Genomic DNA, 19645 nt, shown 5'->3' with positions numbered 1-19645 from the left:
GGTGTATCTCTCATCTGGATAAAACCTACGGCAGGGGCGGGTGCCGCGACAGGCAGAATCGCGTCCCGTCATCCACCCCGCACACCTTCTTCACACGGCCTGACGGAGGCCGCCCCAGCCCCTCGCATCACGCCAGGTGGGAGGGGTGGGGCAGCGGTGGCACAGGGGTTCGACAGCCTTTGAGCCGGCTGCGAGAAGCCTGTGGCTCAGATCCGGGCGAAGGCCTGCTCGATGATGTCCAGGCCCTCGTTGAGGAGGTCCTCGCCGATGACCAGCGGGGGCAGGAACCGCAGCACGTTGCCGTAGGTGCCACAGGTCAGGACCAGCAGGCCCTCCTGGTGGCAGGCCTTGGCGAGGGCGGCGGTCGCCTCAGGGTTGGGCTCCTTCGTCGTACGGTCCTTGACCAGCTCGATGGCGATCATCGCGCCGCGGCCGCGGACGTCACCGATGACGTCGAACTTCTCGGCCATGGCGGTGAGGCGCGGCTTCATGATCGCCTCGATGGCCTTCGCCTTGGCGTTGAGGTCGAGCTCCTTCATGGTCTCGATGGCGCCGAGCGCACCGGCGCAGGCGACCGGGTTGCCGCCGTAGGTGCCGCCCAGGCCGCCGGCGTGCGCGGCATCCATGATCTCGGCGCGGCCGGTGACGGCGGCGAGCGGCAGACCGCCCGCGATGCCCTTGGCGGTGGTGATCAGGTCGGGGACGATGCCCTCGTCCTCGCAGGCGAACCACTGGCCCGTACGGCAGAACCCGGACTGGATCTCGTCCGCGACGAAGACGATGCCGTTGTCCTTGGCGAACTGGCTGATCGCCGGCAGGAAGCCCTTGGCCGGCTCGATGAAGCCGCCCTCGCCGAGCACCGGCTCGATGATGATCGCGGCGATGTTGTCCGCGCCGACCTGCTTGGACATCTGGTCGATGGCCTGCTTGGCGGCCTCGGGGCCGGCGTTCTCGGCACCGGTCGGCCAGCGGTAGCCGTAGGCGACCGGGACGCGGTAGACCTCGGGGGCGAAGGGTCCGAAGCCGTGCTTGTACGGCATGTTCTTGGCGGTGAGCGCCATCGTCAGGTTGGTCCGGCCGTGGTAACCGTGGTCGAAGACGACCACGGCCTGCCGCTTGGTGTACGCACGCGCGATCTTGACGGCGTTCTCGACGGCCTCGGCACCGGAGTTGAACAGGGCGCTCTTCTTGGCGTGGTCACCGGGGGTCAGCTCGGCGAGCGCCTCGGCGACCTCCACGTAGCCCTCGTACGGGGTGACCATGAAACAGGTGTGGGTGAAGTCGGCCAGCTGGGCGCTCGCCCGGCGTACGACGGCCTCGGCGGAGGCACCCACGGAGGTCACGGCGATACCGGAACCGAAGTCGATCAGACGGTTGCCGTCGACGTCCTCGATGATGCCGCCGCCCGCGCGGGCGGTGAACACCGGCAGCACGGAACCGACGCCCTGCGCGACCGCGGCGAGACGGCGGGTCTGCAGCTCCTGCGACTTGGGGCCGGGGATGGCGGTGACGACGCGGCGCTCCTGCGGAAGTGCGGTCATGGGGGCTCCCTGATGAATCGTGCGAACCGGCGCGTTCCGGGCTGCGTACCGAGTGTTCTCCCGGGTGACTCCGGTGGTGCGTTTTCGGACGCTTTCCTTCTTTCTTCGCAGGCTAGGGCCGGGCGTGGGAGGTGGGCATGCTCCATGTGGGCGTTGTCGGAGAGTGACGTTGTCCGCAGTGGACAGGTGACGTTGTCCGTGGCGGACATGGCGCGGACGGCGGGGCCGCGGCCGGACCGGAAGGATCCTCGGCCGCGTAAGCGGTGAACTCCCCTTGTGGGGGCATTAGATTGGCCGCTGACGGTGGACGGAACGGCTGGTCAGGGAGCGAGAGCGATGGACAGCGACGGGACGCGGGACGCGCGGGGCACGCAGGCGAATCCTGTGCCGCGTCCGGCGGGGCCGCAGGACACGGGCGGTACGCCGACCGAGGCCGCCGCGGTGCCGCCGCGGCCGACGGCACCGCCGGCCGTGCCTCCGCTGCCGGACGGCTCGGCCTTTCTCAGCTGGCTGCGGGCGCCCAGGCCGGAGGCGGCGCCCGGGGTGTGGCGGTTCCGGTACAAACCGCGGCCGGAGCAGGAGCCCGAGCGGATCCCGGCCCGGCAGCTGCTCAGCGGCGCGCTGATCGCGTTCCTGGTCGGCTGGCTGGTCTGGTCGCTGCTGTGGAACGGCTACCTGGGCGGCTGGTGGGTCGTCCCCCTGGACCTGTTCACCCCGGACTCCTGGCGGCACAGCGACAACGCCGTCGGCAACGCCTTCCTCTGGTACGGCTACTACAGCCTGATCGCCCTCGCGATCATGCTCGTCGTCGGCCGCCTCGGCCGCTGGGGCGAGGTCTGGCGCCGCTACGGCCCGCCCGCCTGGGCCCAGGCCGCCCCCGCCGCCGAACGGCCGCCCGCGCCCGAGCAGGACCCCGCCGAGTTCCTCTACCTCCGTCAGGCCGGGGCCGCCGAGGCCGCCGACCGGCTCGCCGCCGAGGCGCGGACCGGGCTGATGCGGGACGTGGACCACGCCCGGATCGCCCGCGCCTGGCAGGGCGTGCGCAGCGGCCGGCACAGCATGGCCACCTTCACAAGTGCGGTGCTCAGCGACGGCGCCGCCGCCTGTCTGCACCCATCGGGCGAGCGTGACCTGCCCGCCCGGCACGCCCCGCACGACCTGGTCACCGGCCAGGTCCGGCTCGGTACGACGGTCGACGACCCCCGCAACCCCTACCACTACCGGGGCGCCGGCCTCGCCCTCGGCCCCGAGCTGCTCGGCACCTCCCTGCTCGCCGTCGGCCCGGCCGGCTCCGGCAAGACCGGCGCACTGGTCCGCCCGCTCGCCGAGTCGCTGTGCCTGCACGCGCTCGCCGGCCGCGCCTCCGTGGTCGTCGTCGGGGCGGCCGGCGCCGGGCTCGGACCCGCCGACTCCTACGACGTCGTCGTCCGCATCGCCCACCCCGAGTCGGTCTACGACCTCGACCTGTACGGCGGCACCACCGACCCCGACGAGGCCGCCGCCATACTCGCCGAGGCCCTTGTCGGCGACCTCGCCGACCCGCACCCCGGCAGCGACAGCCGCCGCTCCACCACCGTCCTCGCCCAGCTGCTCGGCCCGTTCAAGGCGGTCCACGGCCGCTTCCCCTCCGTCCCCGAACTCCGCCAGCTCCTCGACGGCGCCGCCGGCCCGCTGGCCGCGCTCCGCAAGGCGCTCACGGCCACCGGACACGAGTCCCTGCTGCGCGAACTCGACGCCCGGGAACGGCAGATGGGCCACCCCGGGGACGTCGGCGCGGTCCTGGCCGACCGCATCGCCCTCCTCGACCGCCCGGCCTTCGCCGGTTTCTTCGACACCTCCGGCCAGTCCCGCCCCTTCTCCCTCAAGGCCCTCGACCACCCGGTCCGGGTCCGCATCGACCTGCCCGAGCGCGGCCACGCGGACGCCTCCCGCATCCTGGCCCGCCTGGTGCTCGCCCAGTTCACGGCGAGCGTGACGGTACGGGACGACCGCTCGCTCTTTGCCTGTCTGCTCCTGGACGACGCGACGGGCGTGGTCACACCGGAGGCGGTCCGTGCCGTACAGCGGCTGCGCTCGGCCAACGGGGGCGTGGCGCTGACCCTGCGCACCCTGGACGACGTACCCCGCCCGCTCCGCGGCCCCCTGCTGGGCGCCACCGGCTGCAGGATGGCCTTCTCCGGTCTGACCCCCTGGGACGGCCAGGACTTCGCCGAGGTCTGGGGCAAGGAGTGGACCGAGGCCCGGGACGTCACCGACCGCCAGATCATCGCGGAGACCCCCGCGGGCAAGGCGTTCACCGTCGTCCGCCGGGTCATCACCGGCAAGGCGCCCACCGCCCGCGCGGTCACCGTCCGGCAGGTCGAGCGGGAGCGCTGGTCGGCCTCCGAGCTGGCGCACGGGGTCCCGGCGGGCCATGCGGTCCTCTCCCTGACCACCGTCAAGGGAGAACACGCGCCACCGCTGCTGGTGGATCTGAGGGGCGGTCCGCGGGTCTGAACAGGCCGCTCGACAGGACCGTACAGTGAGGCAGAATCGATAGAGGCCGTTCATACGAGACGGCCAAAGTCCCTGTGAAGAGAAGATCGGCCCCATGCCTCCGACGCTCGCCTCGCTCGTCCACCACTCCGCGCTCAAACTGACCGTGCGCGCGGGCGAGGACCGCCTCGACGTGCCCGTGCGCTGGGCCCATGTCAGCGAACTCGCCGACCCGGTGCCGTACATGGAGGGCGGGGAACTGCTCCTGATCACCGCGCTGAAGCTCGACGCGGAGGATCCGGAGGTGATGCGGCGCTATGTGAAACGGCTGGTGGGAGCCGGTGTGGTGGGCCTCGGCTTCGCCGTCGGGGTCAACTACGACGAGATCCCCAAGGCCCTCGTCGACGCGGCGGAACAGGAGGGCCTGCCCCTGCTGGAGGTGCCCCGCCGCACCCCCTTCCTCGCCATCAGCAAGGCGGTCTCGGCGGCCATCGCGGCCGACCAGTACCGCGCCGTCACGGCGGGCTTCGCCGCCCAGCGCGAACTCACCAGGCAGGCGCTGAACGCCGGCCCGGAGGGCCTGCTGGCCGCGCTCGCCGCGCAGGTGGACGGCTGGGCGGCGCTGTACGACGCGTCGGGCGCGGTGGTGGCCACGGCACCGGAGTGGGCGGGCCGCAGGGCGGCCCGTCTGACGGCGGAGGTGGAACGGCTGCGGGAGCGCCCGGCGCCGGCGTCCTCGGTGGTCGGCGGCCCGGACAACGAGGACCGGGTGGAACTGCACTCGCTCGGGACCGGCCGGCGACCGCGCGCGGCCCTCGCGGTCGGCACGGCGGCGGCCCTCGGCACGGCGGAGCGCTACGCCGTCCATTCGGCCATCGCGCTGCTGACCCTCACGACGGAACGCTCCCGCTCCCTCCACGCGGCCGAGCAGCGGGTCGGGGCGGCGGTGCTGCGTATGCTGCTCGCCGGGCAGCCGGACCATGCGCGAGGGGTCGCCGGGGACCTGTACGGCGGGCTGCTCGACGCCCCGTTCCGGGTGATCGTCGCGGACGCGGGCGGCGAACGGCTGGCCGGGCTCGCGGAGGCGGTGGAGTCGGCGGCGGCGCGTGCCGGGGAGGCCGTGCTGGTGGTGCCGGAGGGGGAGCGGCTGGTGGTGCTGGCCGCGGACGGGGGTGCGGCGGTGACGGCGTGCCTGGACTACGCGGCGGCGCGGGAGGCTGCGCGGGCGGGGACGGCGGAGCAGGGCGGCGGGGAGGACGACGAACCGGTCGTGGGTCTCTCCGCCCCGTCCGGCCCGATCGCCGCGGCCGCCGCCTACAAGCAGGCCGAGCAGGCACAGTCCGTGGCCCGGCGGCGGGGACGGGTTCTGGTGGAGCACGAGCAGCTGGCGTCGGGGTCGGTGCTTCCCCTGCTGGCCGACGACGCGGTGAAGGCGTTCGCCGACGGTCTGCTGCGAGCCCTGTACGAGCACGACGCCACGGGCCGGGGAGACCTGGTGGCCTCCCTCAGGGCGTGGCTGTCCCGGCACGGCCAGTGGGACGCCGCGGCGGCCGACCTGGGCGTCCACCGCCACACGCTCCGCTACCGGATGCGCAGGGTGGAGGAGATCCTGGGCCGCTCCCTGGACGACCCGGACGTCCGGATGGAACTCTGGCTGGCCCTGAAGGCGACGTCGACGGAGTGAGACCGCTCCGTCACTGCGCCAAACCGGCGTGGCTGCGCCCCCCACCACTACACCCCGGACAAACGCTGCTTCCCGCTGCCACGCCTACCGTGGACAGCGAAAGCCAAGTGCACATCCCATACGCGGAAAGGCCGGGATCCTCATGACCTCCACGCACGCCTTCTGGCTCGCCGGCCGCCAGGTCACCAGCGAGGACACCTTCGACGTCACCAGTCCGTGGGACGGCCGTCTCGTCGGCAAGGTCGGCGTACCGACCGACGCCCAGGTCGAGGAAGCCGTCGCCGCCGCGTACGCCGTACGGGACGAGTTCGCCGCCACCCCGGCCCATGTCCGCGCCGCCGCCCTCGACCACGTCAGCCGGCGCCTCGTCGAGCGCACCGAGGAGATAGCCCGGCTGATCTCCGCCGAGAACGGCAAGCCCATCAAGTGGGCCCGCGGCGAGGTCGGCCGTGCCGTCTCCGTCTTCCGGTTCGCGGCCGAGGAGGCCCGCCGCTTCAACAGCGGTGAGGCCCAGCGCCTCGACACCGACCTCGGCGGCCAGGGTCGCCTCGCGCTGACCCGCCGCTTCCCGAAGGGCGTCGTCCTCGGCATCGCGCCGTTCAACTTCCCCCTCAACCTCTGCGCCCACAAGATCGCCCCGGCCATCGCCGCCGGCGTGCCGATCATCCTCAAGCCGGCTCCCGCGACCCCGCTCTCCGGCCTGATCATCGGCGACCTGCTCGCCGAGACCACCGGTCTCCCCGTCGGCTCCTGGTCGGTCCTCCCGGTCGCCAACGACAAGATGACCGCTCTCGTCCAGGACGAGCGCCTCCCGGTCATCTCCTTCACCGGTTCCGAGAAGGTCGGCTACTCGATCATGGACTCGGTGCCCCGCAAGCACTGCACCCTGGAGCTCGGCGGCAACGGCGCGGCCGTAGTCCTCGGCGACTACTCCTCCGACGCCGACCTCGACTGGGCCGCGACCCGCATCGCGACCTTCTCGAACTACCAGGGCGGCCAGTCCTGCATCTCGGTGCAGCGGGTCATCGCCGACGCGTCCGTCTACGACCGCCTCCTCCCGCGCATCGTCGCCGCCGTCGAGGCCCAGGTCACCGGCAACCCCGCCGACGACAACACCGACGTCGGCCCGCTGGTCAGCGAGGCCGCCGCCGAGCGCGTCGAAGCCTGGGTGAAGGAGGCCATCGAGGCCGGCGCCACGCTGGTCACCGGCGGCGACCGCGACGGAGCCACCTTCGCGCCGACCGTCCTCACCGACGTCCCGGCCGGCACCAACGTCGCGTGCGAGGAGATCTTCGGACCCGTCCTCACCGTGCAGAAGGTGAACGGCGAGGCCGAGGCCTTCGCCGCCGTCAACGACTCCAAGTACGGCCTCCAGGCGGGCGTGTTCACCCACGACCTCCAGGCCGCCTTCCGCGCCCACCGCGCGCTGGAGGTCGGCGGCGTGGTCGTCGGCGACGTCCCCTCCTACCGCGCCGACCAGATGCCGTACGGCGGCGCCAAGCAGTCCGGCGTCGGCCGCGAGGGCGTCAAGTTCGCGATGGACGACTACACCTACGAACGAGTCCTGGTCCTCACGGGCCTCGCCCTCTGACCTGCCACGGACAGACCGGAGAGAAAGAGAACGGCCGCAGCCCGCTGTGCGGGGGCTGCGGCCGTTCTCCGTGCCGACCGCTCCGGACCCTCAACCGGAGAAGTCGACGTGCGCGAGCCGTAGGGGGCCGCGCAGTCTGAGGTGGACGTCGTGGACGCCCTCGGTGGCGAGGGGGGCCGTCAGCGAGGTGTACGTGTATGCGTCCGGCGTCGGGTCCGTGAGTTTCAGCTCCGCCAGTGACGGGCCGCCGTCCAGGGTGAGTTCCAGCGTGCCCGTGCCTGACACCCGGGCGGTCACCTCCGTCACTCCCCGGCCCAAGTCGCAGTCCCGGTAGACGAGTTCACCGGAGCCGTCGCCCTGCGGCGTGACCGCGTCGCCCTCCGTCCTCGTACGGTCCACGATCGCGATGTTCGACTGCTCGTCGAAGTCCGCCGCCTCCAGGCCGCGTTCGGCGGCAGGCCGCGGTGTCGCCTGCTCGCCGTCCAGGACCAGCGTCGTACGCAGGCGGACGTCCTCGCTGGACGCACCGACCAGTACGTCGTACGGACCGTGCTCCAGGCGCCGTCGGCCGTGTGCCACATCCCAGAACTCGAAGGCGGAGAGCGGTACTTCGAAGGCCACCCCGGTCCGTTCGCCGGGGGCCAGGGTGAGGCGGCGGTGGGCGAGGAGTTCCCGGCGCGGGCGGATCGACGACGGTTCGACGGCCCGGGTGTAGAGCTGGGCGACCTCGTCCGCCGCCACATCGCCGGTGTTGGCGACCGTGAAGGTGACACGGAGCGTCCCGTCCGTCACCTCGGTCGTCAGGTCCGCGTAGGAGAAGGACGCGTAGGACAGCCCGTGGCCGAACGGGAAGAGCGGGGTGCCCTCGAAGTAGAGGTAGGTCTGGCGGGCGCCCAGGATGTCGTAGTCGAGAAGGTCGGGAAGGTCGGCGTCGGCCGCGTACCAGGTCTGCGGGAGGCGGCCCGCGGGGGAGACGTCACCGGCGAGGACACGGGCGAGGGCGGTGCCGGCCGCCTGGCCGCCGTGGGCCGTCCAGAGCACGGCCGGGAGGCGGGCCACGTCCACCGCGTAGGGGTAGGCCGACGTCAGCGCCAGCACGGTCCTCGGGTTCGCGGCGCGGGCCGCCCGCAGCAGCCGCTCCTGCTGCGGGGGCAGCGCGAGGGTCGTACGGTCCTCGGTCTCGCGGCCGTTGATGTGCGGGTCGTTGCCCGCGACCACCAGGACCGCGTCGGCCGCGGCGGCGACCCTGGCGACGGCGTCCGTACCCCGTTCGACGATGATCAGTTCGAAGATGGAAGCGTTTTCGGCGGCAACCCTCACACCGTCGGCGGCGACAGAGACGTGGCGACCCGTGCCGAGATGCCGGAGGAGGTGACCGTTGTCGTGGGGTTCCAGGCGGAACGTCTCCTGGACGACCCAGCCGCCGGGCTGGTCCGCGGCGGCGCGGACGAAGCCGTCGTCGGCGGCCGAGAGGTAACGGCCGTCCGGGGCGCGCAGCGTCAGCACCCCCTCGCCCCAGTCGACGAGGGCGAATTCGGTGCCCGTCGGGTCGGTGGTGAGCGGGGGCAGGTCCGTACGGCCGGCGAGGAGGGCGGGATCCAGGGCGCCTTCCGCGCCGCGCACCTCGTCGGTGGCCTCGGGGGCGGCCGGTACGTGCAGGAAGGCACCGTCCGCGAGCTTCAGCCGGACCCGGTCCACGCCCTCCGCGAACTCCACCCGCTCCGCGCCGAACCGCTCGTACAGACCCTCCAGCGGGGTGGAGCGGTGGATCAGGGTGCCGCTGTACCAGTCGAGCTTGCACTCGTCGGCAAGCAGACCGACCACGGCGATCCGGGTGTCGGGCGCGAGCGGCAGCAGGTCGTCGTCGTTCTTGAGGAGTACCACGGCCTGTTCCGCGGCCTCCTGGGCGAGGGCGCGGTGCGCCGGGGTGTCGAACTCCGTGGTGCTCAGGTGCGGGTCGTAGTGCGGGTCGAACTCGCCGAGGCGGAACCGGACCGAGAGCTGGCGGCGGACCGCCGTGTCGACGTCGGCCTCCGTCAACAGGCCCCGCTCCAGGGCCCCCTTGACCCGCGCGACGATCTGCGAGCCGTCCGTGCCGTGGTCGGTGAAGCTGTCGACGCCGGCGAGGAGGGCGGCCGCCGTCGCTTCCTCGTGGATGTCGAAGTAGTGCTCGTGGTCGACCAGGTTGGAGGGCGCGCCGGCGTCCGAGCAGACCAGCAGGTCCTCCTCGGTCCAGGTGCGCAGCTGCTCGCGCAGGTACGGGGAGACGTGGTTGGGGCGGCCGTTGACCAGGTTGTAGGCGGGCATCACCCCGGCCACCGCACCCGCCTCCACGGTCTCCTTGAAGGCGCGCAGGTCGTATTCGTGCAGCACGCGCGGGCGGACCGAGGAGGAGGAAGTGGCCCGGTCCGTCTCGTTGTTGTGGGCCAGCCAGTGCTTCAGCACGGGAGCCGTGCGCCAGTACACCGGGTGGTCGCCGCGCAGGCCACGGGTGTAGGCGGTCGCGATGGCGGAGGTCAGCTTCGGGTCCTCGGAGTAGCCCTCCTCGTTACGGCCCCAGAGCGGGTGGCGCAGCAGGTTCACCGTGGGGGCCCAGACGTTGAGGCCGACCCGGTCGTCGCGGGCGCGCATCGCCCGGACCTCCTTGGACACGGCCTCCCCGACCCGTCGTACGAGCTCGGTGTTCCAGGTCGCGCCGAGTCCCACCGCCTGCGGGAACACCGTCGCCGGGCCCATCCAGGCCACCCCGTGCAGGGCCTCCTGGCCGGTGCGGAAGGCCGCGATGCCCAGACGCTCGACGGCGGGCGCGAACTGGTGCAGGAAGGAGACCTTCTCGTCCAGGGTGAGCCGTGCCAGCAGGTCGTCGATGCGCTTCGCGAACGGCAGGTGCGCATCGCGGAAAGGCGGCGTAGGCGGCGTTTGTGCGGTCACGTGCGGTTCCCCTTGAGATGGAGCGGCGAGGAGCTTTCGAAGCGCTTCGATGCTCATTCGACGCAGGGGTGGGTGTCAAGGGATGCACACCGTTATTTCAAGCGCCGCATACCCAGAGGTCATCCCCGGCGCCTCGGAGGAATCTTGGAAGCGACCCTTGTGCACCCCCGGGTGTTCACTTAACCTCGCAGCAACATCGAAGCGCTTCGACTAGCCAGTTCGCCCCAGGGACGCATGACAGGGGTCGTGGGACATGGGTCGGGGGACCGCTTCAGCTCAGCCAGTTCCACTCGAGACACCGCAGCCGACGGCCACCGCCGGGTGTCCTGGTGCGCCATGAAGGGTTGACGCAATGACGCCGAACGCCGCTTCCGCCCCCTCCGGGCCGAGCCGGAGAAGTTTCCTCGCCTCCACGGCAGTCGCCACCGCAGCGGTGGCCGGCGGGATGCCGCTGCTCGCCGCCTGCGGAGGGTCGGACAGCGGGTCGGGAGGGGGCTCCTCCTCGGGCAAGGACGCGAAGAAGCTGCTGCCGTCCTACGTCGCCAACAACGTGGTGACGCCGGACATCCCGTCGAAGAACGGCTCCTCGATCGGCTTCACCAGCAAGCTCGACCTGGCGACCCTGAAGACCTCCGTCCCGAAGAAGCTCGGCAAGGGCGGCAAGGTCACCATCATGGCCCCGTTCTGGGGCTCCCCGCCGAAGCAGGACAACGCCTACTACACGGCGATGAACAGCATGATCGGCGTCGACGTCGAGTGGCAGAACCAGGACGGCAACACCTACGACCAGAAGCTGGGCGCGGTCCTCGCCTCCAGCGACGTACCGGACGTCGTGGTCGTCCCGAACTGGAACATGGGCGGCAAGATACCCACCGCCATCATCAGCAAGTTCGCCGACCTCGGCCCCTACCTGTCGGGCGACAAGGTCAAGGACTACCCGAACCTCGCCGCCATCCCCACCGACGCCTGGCGGCGCTGCATCTTCGGCGGCAAGCTGCGCGGCCTGCCGATGCCCTCCTCGTACGTGACCAACATCGTGCCCTTGTACCGCAAGGACATCTTCGACAAGAAGGGCTACCAGGTTCCGCGTTCGGCGGACGAGTTCCTCGCGCTGGCCAAGGAGATCACCAACGCCAAGGCCAAGCGCTGGGCCTGCATGGACATGAAGTGGACCGCCTGGCAGATGTTCAGCGTGCTCTCCGGCAGCGAGAAGCCGCTCGGCTGGAACCTCGTCGACGGCAAGCTGATCAACCGCATCGAGACCCAGGAATACCTCGAAGCGCTGGAGTGGACCCGCAAGCTCTTCGCCGCCGGGGTCGTCCACCCCGACGCCATGCTGGGCAAGAACGCCCCCGACGCGGGCCCCAAGTTCGCGGCCGGCGAGTTCCTGATCTACCCCAACGACATCAGCCAGTGGTGGAGCCGCACCGCCGAACAGGCCACTCAGAACCCGGACTACAAGATCTGGGGCATGGACGTCTACGCCCACGACGGCGGCAACCCGCAGGTCTGGGCCGAACAGCCCGCCGGCATCTTCGCGTTCGTCAACAAGAAGGCCTCGGAGTCCGTGATCCACGACGTGCTGGCCGTCGCCAACACCACCGCCGCGCCGTACGGCACCAAGGAGTACATGGCCACCAACTACGGCGTCGAGGGCACCCACTACACCGTCAAGAACGGTGTGCCCACCAAGACCACCCAGGGCAACAACGAGGTCATCAACGCCTACGTCATGGTCGCCAGCCCCGCCTCCACCATCGCCCACCCCGACTTCCCCGAGGTCGCCAAGGCCCAGGTGGAGTGGCAGCAGCGGATGGGCTCCTTCACCAAGAAGTCCAGCTTCTTCGGCCAGATGATCACCGAGCCGTCCCGCTACGCCAACCTCATGGACAACTTCGAGACGCTGGAAGACGACATCACGCGCGGCCGCAAGAAGATCAGCGACATGCAGCAGGCCGTCTCCGACTGGAAGAGCAAGGGCGGCGACAAGCTGCGCGACTGGTACCAGAAGCTGCTCGACGACAACGGTTCGTCCGCGAGCTGACCAGGCACCGAGGCAAGGAGAACGGCCGTGTCCCACAGCACGGTGCCTCGCAGCAGGGCCGAGGCAGACGACAGAGCGGGGAGGACTCCGGTGGCGTCCGAAGGCACCACCGGAACGGAGAAGAAGTCGAAGGCCGGGAAACTGAGCCTGCGCCTCAGATTCAGACGCGACCGCGTACTGATCCTGATGACGCTGCCGGCGGTCCTGCTGCTCCTGGTCTTCAACTACCTGCCGATCCTCGGCAACATCGTCGCCTTCCAGGACTACGACCCGTACGTCAGCGACAACGGCATCGTCTCCATGCTGCACAGCGCCTGGGTGGGCCTGGAGAACTTCCAGCAGATCTTCGCGGACTCGGCGTTCTGGAACGCGGTGAAGAACACCCTGGTGCTGTTCTTCCTGCAACTCGTGCTGTTCTTCCCGATCCCGATCGCGCTCGCACTGCTCATCAACAGCGTGGTCCGGCCCCGGGTGCGGGCGATCGCGCAGGCGGTCCTGTACCTCCCGCACTTCTTCTCCTGGGTGCTGGTCATCTCCGTCTTCCAGCAGATCTTCGGCGGCGCGGGCCTGCTGTCACAGCTGCTGCGACGGCACGGCTACGACGGCATCAACATCATGTCCGACCCGTCGACCTTCAAGTTCCTGGTCACGGCGGAGAGCGTCTGGAAGGACGCGGGCTGGGGGATCATCGTCTTCCTGGCGGCACTGGCGTCCGTGAGCCCGGACCTCTACGAGGCGGCGGCGATGGACGGAGCGGGCCGCTGGCGCCGCATGTGGCATGTCACACTCCCCGCCCTGCGTCCGGTGATCGCCCTGCTGCTGGTGCTGCGCGTCGGCGACGCCCTGACCGTCGGCTTCGAACAGATCCTCCTCCAACGCGACGCCGTCGGCCCCGGAGCCTCGGATGTCCTCGACACCTTCGTCTGGTGGAACGGCGTCCGCAACCAGGACTTCGGCTACGCGGCCGCCGCCGGCCTCATCAAGGGCGTGGTCAGCATCGGCCTGGTCCTCGCCGCGAACAAGGTGGCCCATCTCATGGGCGAGCAGGGGGTGTACAAGAAGTGACCGCCGTCATCGACGAGCCGCCCGTACGGGAACCGTCCCGGTGGGCCGCTCCGCCCCGCCCGGTCTGGGAGGAGGAGCCGAGCAAGGCTGGAGTGGCCGGCAAGGGGCTCGTCCTCGCCCTGACCTGCCTGGGCGTCCTCTTCCCGCTGTGGATCATCGTCGTCACCAGCCTCTCCTCACGGAGGACGATCGACCAGGCCGGCGGCCTGGTGATGGTGCCCAAGGGCATCACCTTCGTCGCCTACAAGGAACTGCTGAGCGGCGGCCAGGTCACCCGGGCCACGATCATCAGCATCGCGATCGCCCTGGTCGGCACGCTCTTCTCGATGACCGTGTCGGTCCTGTGCGCCTACGGCCTCTCGCGCATCGGTTCCCTCGGCCACCGCTGGTTCCTGATGCTGCTGCTCGCGACGATGTTCTTCAGCGCGGGCCTGATCCCGACGTACCTCCTGGTCCAGTCCCTGGGCCTCACGAACAGCTATCTCGCCCTGATCCTCCCCAGCGCGGTGAGCGTCTTCAACATCCTTGTCCTGCGCGGGTTCTTCATGGGCATCTCGCAGGAACTCATCGACAGCGCGCGCATCGACGGCGCCGGCGACTTCCGGATCCTGTGGCAGATCGTCATGCCGCTGTCGCGGGCGGTGCTGGCCGTGATCACCCTGTTCTACGCGGTCGGGTACTGGAGCGCCTGGTTCAACGCGTCCCTGTACCTCAACAACCAGGACATGATGCCGCTGCAGAACGTCATGATCCAGCTGGTCCAGAAGCAGGAGGCCCCGGTGGGGATGGCCCAAGCCATCAAGACGGGTGAGCTGTCGGGGCTCGCGGTGCAGATGGCGGTGATGGTGATGGCACTGCTGCCGGTGGCGGTCCTGTCGCCGTTCGTCCAGAAGCACTTCAAGAAGGGGATGCTGACGGGGGCGGTCAAGGGGTGAACGTGCGTCTACCGGCGTCCTCTTCCACCGTTCCCAGCGACTGAGCGGGAGTGAGTCCTGTTGCCAGAGCTCATGCTCAGCCGTGTGCCCCGAACGGTTGTGGGCACACTGGTCCCCCGCTTTCGCTCCACACCCGGCGCATACGGATCGTGTCCGTGGTCCGGGGATGCGCGGGCGGGTTCCCTCGAACCCCTGGACGTCCGGTCCGGCCTGGAGGGTCCGACGCCCCACAGCCAGGCCCTGGCGTTTCGCCCAGTGCAGGAGCTGGATCAGGGCGTGCCGCAGCTGCGCGTCGCGATGGTGCGCGGTGCCGGTGAGGTCGTAGTCGAATCTGCGAGGCTCGCCGACGGGGTTGCCATGAGCGTCCAACCGCCATGCGGCGAGGTGGTCGGCATTCATGTCGACGCCGATCAGCCCGTCGGCCCGGGCCGCCTGAAGCGGCACCAACCTCACTGGCGGGATCTGCCAGGAGGCGGTCAGATACCAGCGATCACGTGCTACGTCGTAGTGGACGCGGTACGCCACGGCGCGGTTGGCGGTGATGCGGTCGGCCCACTGCTCGCCACGGTGCTGGAACTCCACCCGGCAGGACAGCACGTACCGGTCGTGGGGCGCGTTTGCCAGACCGGCCAGCGGCGCCGGAAGTTTGATGCTCACCTCACCGCCGGGAGTGACACGGATCGTTTCGTTCCCCAACCGCCTGCCCGACTCGCCGTCGGCCTGGAGGAAGAAGTGCTCGGCCTCCCACCGCAGACGCCACTGCGCCTCAGCCGGACGGGCCGCTTCGAGGTTGTGCCGACTACGCAGCAGCTTCCTGCCACCGCGTACCACGTGTACACGTCCGGCCTCGCGGTCCGCCCTCTCCCGCTCCGACAAGAAGATGTTTTCGTCCCTCCCGACGATCAGCTTTCGCGCAGGTCACGCGTTCGGCAGAGGAACTCTCGTTTCCCAAGGCAGCGCTGCGACAGAAGGACTCAGCCGTGTACACCAGAAAACGCCAGGACAGCGCAAACCGGCAACAGGTGCGAACTCACCAGTGGGGCCGGACCGGGCAGGCCGTCACCGGCGACCCGCGTGTGTACGGGCGGGTCTACCTGGCCACCAACGGGCGCGGCATCCAGTACGGGGAGCCGGCCCGATGACCGCTGAGAAAAGACCACCGAGGCTCTCCGACGCCACCCGCGGCCGCATCCTCTTCGGCGGCGACTACAACCCCGAGCAGTGGCCCGAGGAGACCTGGCACGAGGACGTCCGGCTGATGAAGGCCGCCCACGTCAACTCCGTGACCATGGGCGTTTTCTCCTGGGCGAAGCTCGAACCCCAGCCGGGAGAACGGGACTTCGGCTGGCTGGACCGGCTGATGGACCTGATGCACGAGAACCGCATCGGGGTCGTCCTCGCCACCCCGACCTCCTCCCCGCCGCCGTGGCTGGGGCGGCTGCACCCGGACACGCTGCCCAGGGACGCAGACGGCCGCACCGAGTGGTGGGGCGGCCGCCAGCACTTCTCGCACTCCAGCGCCACCTACCGCCGCTACGCCGCCGCCATCACCGAGGACCTCGCCGCCCGCTACGGCGGCCACCCCGCCCTCACCATGTGGCACATCAACAACGAGTACTGCACCTTCGACCACGGAGACGAAGCAGCCGCCGCCTTCCGGCGCTGGCTGCGCGAGCGCTACGGGACCCTCGACGCCCTCAACACCGCCTGGGGGACCGCCTTCTGGAGCCAGGGATACGACACCTGGGACGGCATCCTGCCCCCGCGCCACGCCCACTACCTGAAGAACCCCACCCAGGTGCTGGACTTCCGCCGCTTCACCTCCGACATGCTCCTGGAGTGCTACCAGGCCGAACGGGACATCGTCGCCCGGCACACCCCGCACATCCCGGTGACCACCAATTTCATGCCGCTCTGGATCGGCCAGGACGCCTGGCGCTGGGCCGCCGAGGAGGACGTCGTCTCCGTCGACCTCTACCCCGACCCGCGGGATCCCCTGGGCGCGCAGCACGGCGCGCTCGTCCACGACCTCACCCGCTCCCAGGCGCGCGGCCCCTGGATGCTCATGGAGCAGGCCGCCGGACCGGTCAACTGGCGCGGGGTGAACCACCCCAAGCCCCGCGGCCTCAACCGCCAGTGGTCCCTCCAGGCCGTGGCCCGGGGCGCCGACGCCGTCTGCTACTTCCAGTGGCGGCAGTCGAGGCAGGGCGCGGAGAAGTTCCACTCCGGAATGGTCGGCCACGCGGGGGAGGAGGGCCGCACATACCAGGAGGTCAGGCAGCTCGGTGCCGAACTCGCCTGCATCAGTGCAGAGGTGACTGATCATCACATCGGAGCCGACGTCGCCGTCCTCCACGACTGGCACTCCTGGTGGGCCGGCGCCCACGAAGGCCGGCTCTCGACGGAGGTGGACCTCCCCGACGTCCTGCACGCCTGGCACCGCGCCCTCTGGGAGGCGAACCTCACCACCGACTTCGCCCACCCCGAACACGACCTGTTCTCCTACAAGCTGGTGGTCGTCCCCCAGCTCTACCTCCTCACCGACGCCGCCGTCGACAACCTCCTCGCCTACGTCCGCGGCGGCGGAACCCTCGTCAGCGGCTTCCTGACCGGCATCGCAGACGAGGACGACCGGATCCGCCCCGGCGGCATGGACGCCCGGCTGCGCGAGCTGTTCGGGATCCGCACCCTGCACGAGTGGTGGCCGCTGGACGCGGGGGAGTCCGTCGAGTGCGAGGGCTTCCGCGGGACCCTGTGGTCGGAGGAGATCGAGGCCGCGCCCGGCGTCTGTGAGACGGTGCCCTACCGGGGCGGCGAACTCGACGGCCTGCCCGCCGTACTGCGCAACGGGCGCGCCTGGTACGTCTCCACGCTCCCGGAACCGGCCGCGCTGCGCGAGCTGGTCGCCGGGATCGCCGCCGGGGCCGGGGTCCGCCCGGTCCTCGATGGGCTGCCCACCAGCGTTGAGGCGGTCCGCCGGGGTGAGCTGCTGTTCCTCTTCAACCATGCGCGCGAGGAGGTGAAGGTCCCCGTGCCCGGTACGCACAGGGACCTGCTGACCGACTCCACCCTGATTGACGAGATCGTTCTCAGCCGGTACGGAGTGGCGGTGCTGAAGCCACGACGATCATCGGAGCTGCCATGACCACCACCGGCCCTGTCCACGGCACCTGGGAACCCGCCCCGGCCGCCCGCTGGGAGGACGCCTTCCTCAGCGGCAACGGCCGCCATGGCGCCCTCGTGTTCGGCGATCCGAACGACGACCGTGTCATCGTCACTCATCACACCCTGGTCCGCCCGAACGGCGGCGAACACGCCCGTCCGCCACGCCTGGCGGCAGAACTCGCGGACATCCAGGACCGGTTGCTCGCCGGGGACCTGAAGGCCGCCGAGGGTTTCACCGACGGCCGCCCCCTCCAGTGGGTCCAGCCCTTCCACCCCGCCTTCCAGACGCGGGTGCGACGCACGCCGGCCGGCGGCACCGACGGCTACCGCCGAAGCGTCGACTTCACCACCGGCGAGGTCACCGCCACCACCGCCGACCGGACCAGCCAGGTCTTCGTCTCCCGCGCGGACGACGTGATCGTGCAGCGGATCAGCACCACCGCCGACCTCGACATCTCCCTCGATCACCGACTCCCCGGCGCCCCACAGGCCTTGGGCGTCGGTCACGGCGCCCTCCGCACCCCCGAGGGTGCCCTGCTCGCCCTCCGTGCCCGCTACCCGGGCAGCGACCGCGCCTACACCGGTGTCACCCTCGTCGCGGTCACCGGCGGCACCACCGAACTCGTCCCGCCGGGAGTCCGGGTCACCGGTGTGTCCACCGTCCTCCTCCTGACACGCGTCCGCCGCCACACCGGCGAACTCGACGTGGCCGCCGAGGCACGGGAGCTGCGCGAACTGCTCGCGGACGAAAGGTCGTACGGGCGGTCGTACGACACCCTCCTCGCCCGCCACCTCGACACGCACCGCGCCGCCTACACCCGTGTCACCCTCGACCTGGCCGCCGCACCGGCCGAACGCGCGCTATCGGGCTCCGAGTTGCTCCAGCAGCCGGCCAAGGCCGCCCTGCTGGAGCGGCTCTTCGCCGCCGGCCGCTACCACCTGCTCTCCGCCTCCGGCCTCAACCCACCCCGCCTGACCGGGCTGTGGACCGGCGACTGGGACACCGCCTGGTCCGGCGCCTTCACCAACGACGCCAACGTCAACCTCCAGACGGCCTCCGCGGCCGCCGCAGCGCTCCCCGAGGTCAGCGCTGCCTGCGCCGCTCTGGTCCAGCGTCAGCTGGGCGACTGGCGGGAGAACGCCCGTGCGGTGTTCGGCGCCCGCGGCGCGGTCGCGCCCGCGCACAGCGACGGCGAGTCCGGGCTGTCGTACCACTTCAGCCGTGAGTACCCCCTGCATCTGTGGACGGCCGGCGCCGACTGGCTGCTCAAGCCGCTCGTCGACCACGACGAGATCCGCGGCGAGCGCGATCCGCGGACGGCGGCGGCGCTCGCCGAGGTCGCCGCGTTCTACGAGGACTTCCTCACCCGGACCGACGCCGACGGGCACCTGGTCGTCGTCCCTTCCTACTCGCCCGAGAACCGGCCCGCCGACGCGAGCTGGGGCGCGATCAACGCGGCGATGGACCTCTCCGCCGCCCGGCACGCCCTGCGCACGGCCGCCGACTACCACCCAGGACCCGACGCCGACCGCTGGCGCGCCCTGGCCGACCGGCTGCCCCCGCACCGGGTCAACGCCGACGGCGCGCTCGCCGAGTGGGCCTGGCCCGGTCTCGACGACACCTACGACCACCGCCACCTCAGCCACCTCTACGGCGTCTGGCCGCTCGACGAGATCACCCCGTACGACACCCCCGAGCTCGCGGCCGCCGCCCACCGCGCGCTCGAACTGCGGGGCGCCGAGAACGACTCGGCCCACGGGCACCTGCACCACGCGCTCATCGCGGCCCGGCTGCGGGACGGCGACCGGGTCGCCGCCGCCCTCGGCCAGGTCCTGGACGGCGACTTCTTCCACGCCTCCCTGATGAGCGCCCACTACCCGAACCGCAACGTCTACAACGCCGACGCCGCCCACACCCTGCCCGCCGTACTGATCGAAGCCCTCGTCCAGTCGACCCCGGACCGCCTGGTCCTGCTCCCCGCGCTCCCGGCCGCCCTCGCACAGGGGCGCCTCCACGGCATCCGCACCCGCTTCGGAGCCGAACTCGACCTCTCCTGGACCCCCGACGGTGCGCAGGCCGTCCTGAAGCCGTCCCGGACGCTCCGCATCGACCTGTGGACTTCCTCCGGCGTGCAGCCGCTCGACCTCGTCGCCGGAGAAGACCACGTCCTCAGCCCGGGGGCGTGGTAGCCACCGCAATTCCCCCACCCATGG

At 70.9% G+C, this 19645-nt stretch carries 11 protein-coding genes and 1 pseudogene; 9 read left to right on the top strand and 3 right to left on the bottom strand.

Going from position 1 to position 19645, the window contains the following annotated elements; genetic code table 11:
- Window positions 1-206: 206 nt before the first annotated feature.
- Entirely contained in the window at window positions 207-1541 is a 1335-nt protein-coding gene (gabT, locus tag EDD90_RS16730; protein WP_123973788.1) for a 4-aminobutyrate--2-oxoglutarate transaminase, read from the bottom strand.
- A 336-nt stretch (window positions 1542-1877) separates the two neighbouring features.
- Here gabT and EDD90_RS16725 point away from each other — a divergent pair, with 336 nt between their 5' ends.
- From EDD90_RS16725 to EDD90_RS16715, 3 genes are all read left to right on the top strand, one after another.
- Window positions 1878-4037: an ATP-binding protein gene (locus EDD90_RS16725; protein WP_123973787.1), complete on the top strand. Its 2160-nt coding sequence runs from the start codon at window positions 1878-1880 to the stop codon at window positions 4035-4037.
- A gap of 94 nt (window positions 4038-4131) precedes the next feature.
- The gene (locus EDD90_RS16720; protein ID WP_123973786.1) at window positions 4132-5700 is read left to right on the top strand and encodes a PucR family transcriptional regulator; all 1569 of its coding nucleotides are present in this window, start codon (window positions 4132-4134) and stop codon (window positions 5698-5700) included.
- 142 nt (window positions 5701-5842) lie between these two features.
- The gene (locus EDD90_RS16715; protein ID WP_123973785.1) at window positions 5843-7291 is read left to right on the top strand and encodes an aldehyde dehydrogenase family protein; all 1449 of its coding nucleotides are present in this window, start codon (window positions 5843-5845) and stop codon (window positions 7289-7291) included.
- Window positions 7292-7381: 90 nt separating this feature from the next.
- On the opposite strand, the gene EDD90_RS16710 is transcribed toward EDD90_RS16715, so the two are convergent.
- Window positions 7382-10222, bottom strand: coding sequence for a glycoside hydrolase family 3 protein (locus EDD90_RS16710; RefSeq protein ID WP_123973784.1), 2841 nt, complete (start codon window positions 10220-10222; stop codon window positions 7382-7384).
- 352 nt (window positions 10223-10574) lie between these two features.
- On the opposite strand from EDD90_RS16710, the gene EDD90_RS16705 reads away from it, so the two are divergent.
- From EDD90_RS16705 to EDD90_RS16695, 3 genes are read left to right on the top strand one after another with little or no spacing between them, the layout of a single operon-like run.
- A complete protein-coding gene (locus tag EDD90_RS16705; RefSeq protein ID WP_123973783.1) occupies window positions 10575-12266 on the top strand; it encodes an extracellular solute-binding protein in 1692 nt (563 codons plus the stop codon).
- Between the two features lie 27 nt (window positions 12267-12293).
- Window positions 12294-13331 (top strand): sugar ABC transporter permease, encoded by a 1038-nt coding sequence (locus EDD90_RS16700; RefSeq protein WP_123973782.1) that lies wholly within the window; start codon window positions 12294-12296, stop codon window positions 13329-13331.
- A complete protein-coding gene (locus tag EDD90_RS16695) occupies window positions 13328-14266 on the top strand; it encodes a carbohydrate ABC transporter permease (RefSeq protein ID WP_123973781.1) in 939 nt (312 codons plus the stop codon). The genes EDD90_RS16700 and EDD90_RS16695 overlap by 4 nt, the downstream gene beginning before the upstream one ends.
- Window positions 14267-14305: 39 nt before the next feature.
- On the opposite strand, the pseudogene EDD90_RS57330 reads toward EDD90_RS16695, so the two are convergent.
- Window positions 14306-15130 (bottom strand): annotated as a pseudogene (locus EDD90_RS57330) (IS200/IS605 family accessory protein TnpB-related protein); the annotation flags it as partial.
- Between the two features lie 116 nt (window positions 15131-15246).
- Here EDD90_RS57330 and EDD90_RS55495 point away from each other — a divergent pair.
- The 3 genes from EDD90_RS55495 to EDD90_RS16680 are packed head-to-tail and all read left to right on the top strand — an operon-like array spanning window position 15247 to window position 19621.
- Window positions 15247-15408: a hypothetical protein gene (locus EDD90_RS55495; protein ID WP_185149701.1), complete on the top strand. Its 162-nt coding sequence runs from the start codon at window positions 15247-15249 to the stop codon at window positions 15406-15408.
- Window positions 15405-17411 (top strand): beta-galactosidase, encoded by a 2007-nt coding sequence (locus EDD90_RS16685; RefSeq protein ID WP_123973780.1) that lies wholly within the window; start codon window positions 15405-15407, stop codon window positions 17409-17411. Before EDD90_RS55495 ends, EDD90_RS16685 begins: the two co-directional genes overlap by 4 nt.
- The gene (locus EDD90_RS16680; RefSeq protein ID WP_123973779.1) at window positions 17408-19621 is read left to right on the top strand and encodes a glycosyl hydrolase family 95 catalytic domain-containing protein; all 2214 of its coding nucleotides are present in this window, start codon (window positions 17408-17410) and stop codon (window positions 19619-19621) included. Before EDD90_RS16685 ends, EDD90_RS16680 begins: the two co-directional genes overlap by 4 nt.
- Window positions 19622-19645 lie beyond the last annotated feature (24 nt).

Origin of the sequence: Streptomyces sp. Ag109_O5-1, from assembly GCF_003814875.1 — a bacterium.
GTDB classification, from domain to species: domain Bacteria; phylum Actinomycetota; class Actinomycetes; order Streptomycetales; family Streptomycetaceae; genus Streptomyces; species Streptomyces sasae.
The sequence above is the reverse complement of the archived record's forward strand: the minus strand, read 5'-3'. Positions and strand labels throughout refer to the sequence as shown.

Bases quoted from the DNA above. Each gene is read 5' to 3' on its own strand.
- gabT (WP_123973788.1), bottom strand. From the start codon at position 1,541: ATGACCGCACTTCCGCAGGAGCGCCGCGTCGTCACCGCCATCCCCGGC.
- EDD90_RS16725 (WP_123973787.1), top strand. From the start codon at position 1,878: ATGGACAGCGACGGGACGCGGGACGCGCGGGGCACGCAGGCGAATCCT.
- EDD90_RS16720 (WP_123973786.1), top strand. From the start codon at position 4,132: ATGCCTCCGACGCTCGCCTCGCTCGTCCACCACTCCGCGCTCAAACTG.
- EDD90_RS16715 (WP_123973785.1), top strand. From the start codon at position 5,843: ATGACCTCCACGCACGCCTTCTGGCTCGCCGGCCGCCAGGTCACCAGC.
- EDD90_RS16705 (WP_123973783.1), top strand. From the start codon at position 10,575: ATGACGCCGAACGCCGCTTCCGCCCCCTCCGGGCCGAGCCGGAGAAGT.
- EDD90_RS16685 (WP_123973780.1), top strand. From the start codon at position 15,405: ATGACCGCTGAGAAAAGACCACCGAGGCTCTCCGACGCCACCCGCGGC.
- EDD90_RS16680 (WP_123973779.1), top strand. From the start codon at position 17,408: ATGACCACCACCGGCCCTGTCCACGGCACCTGGGAACCCGCCCCGGCC.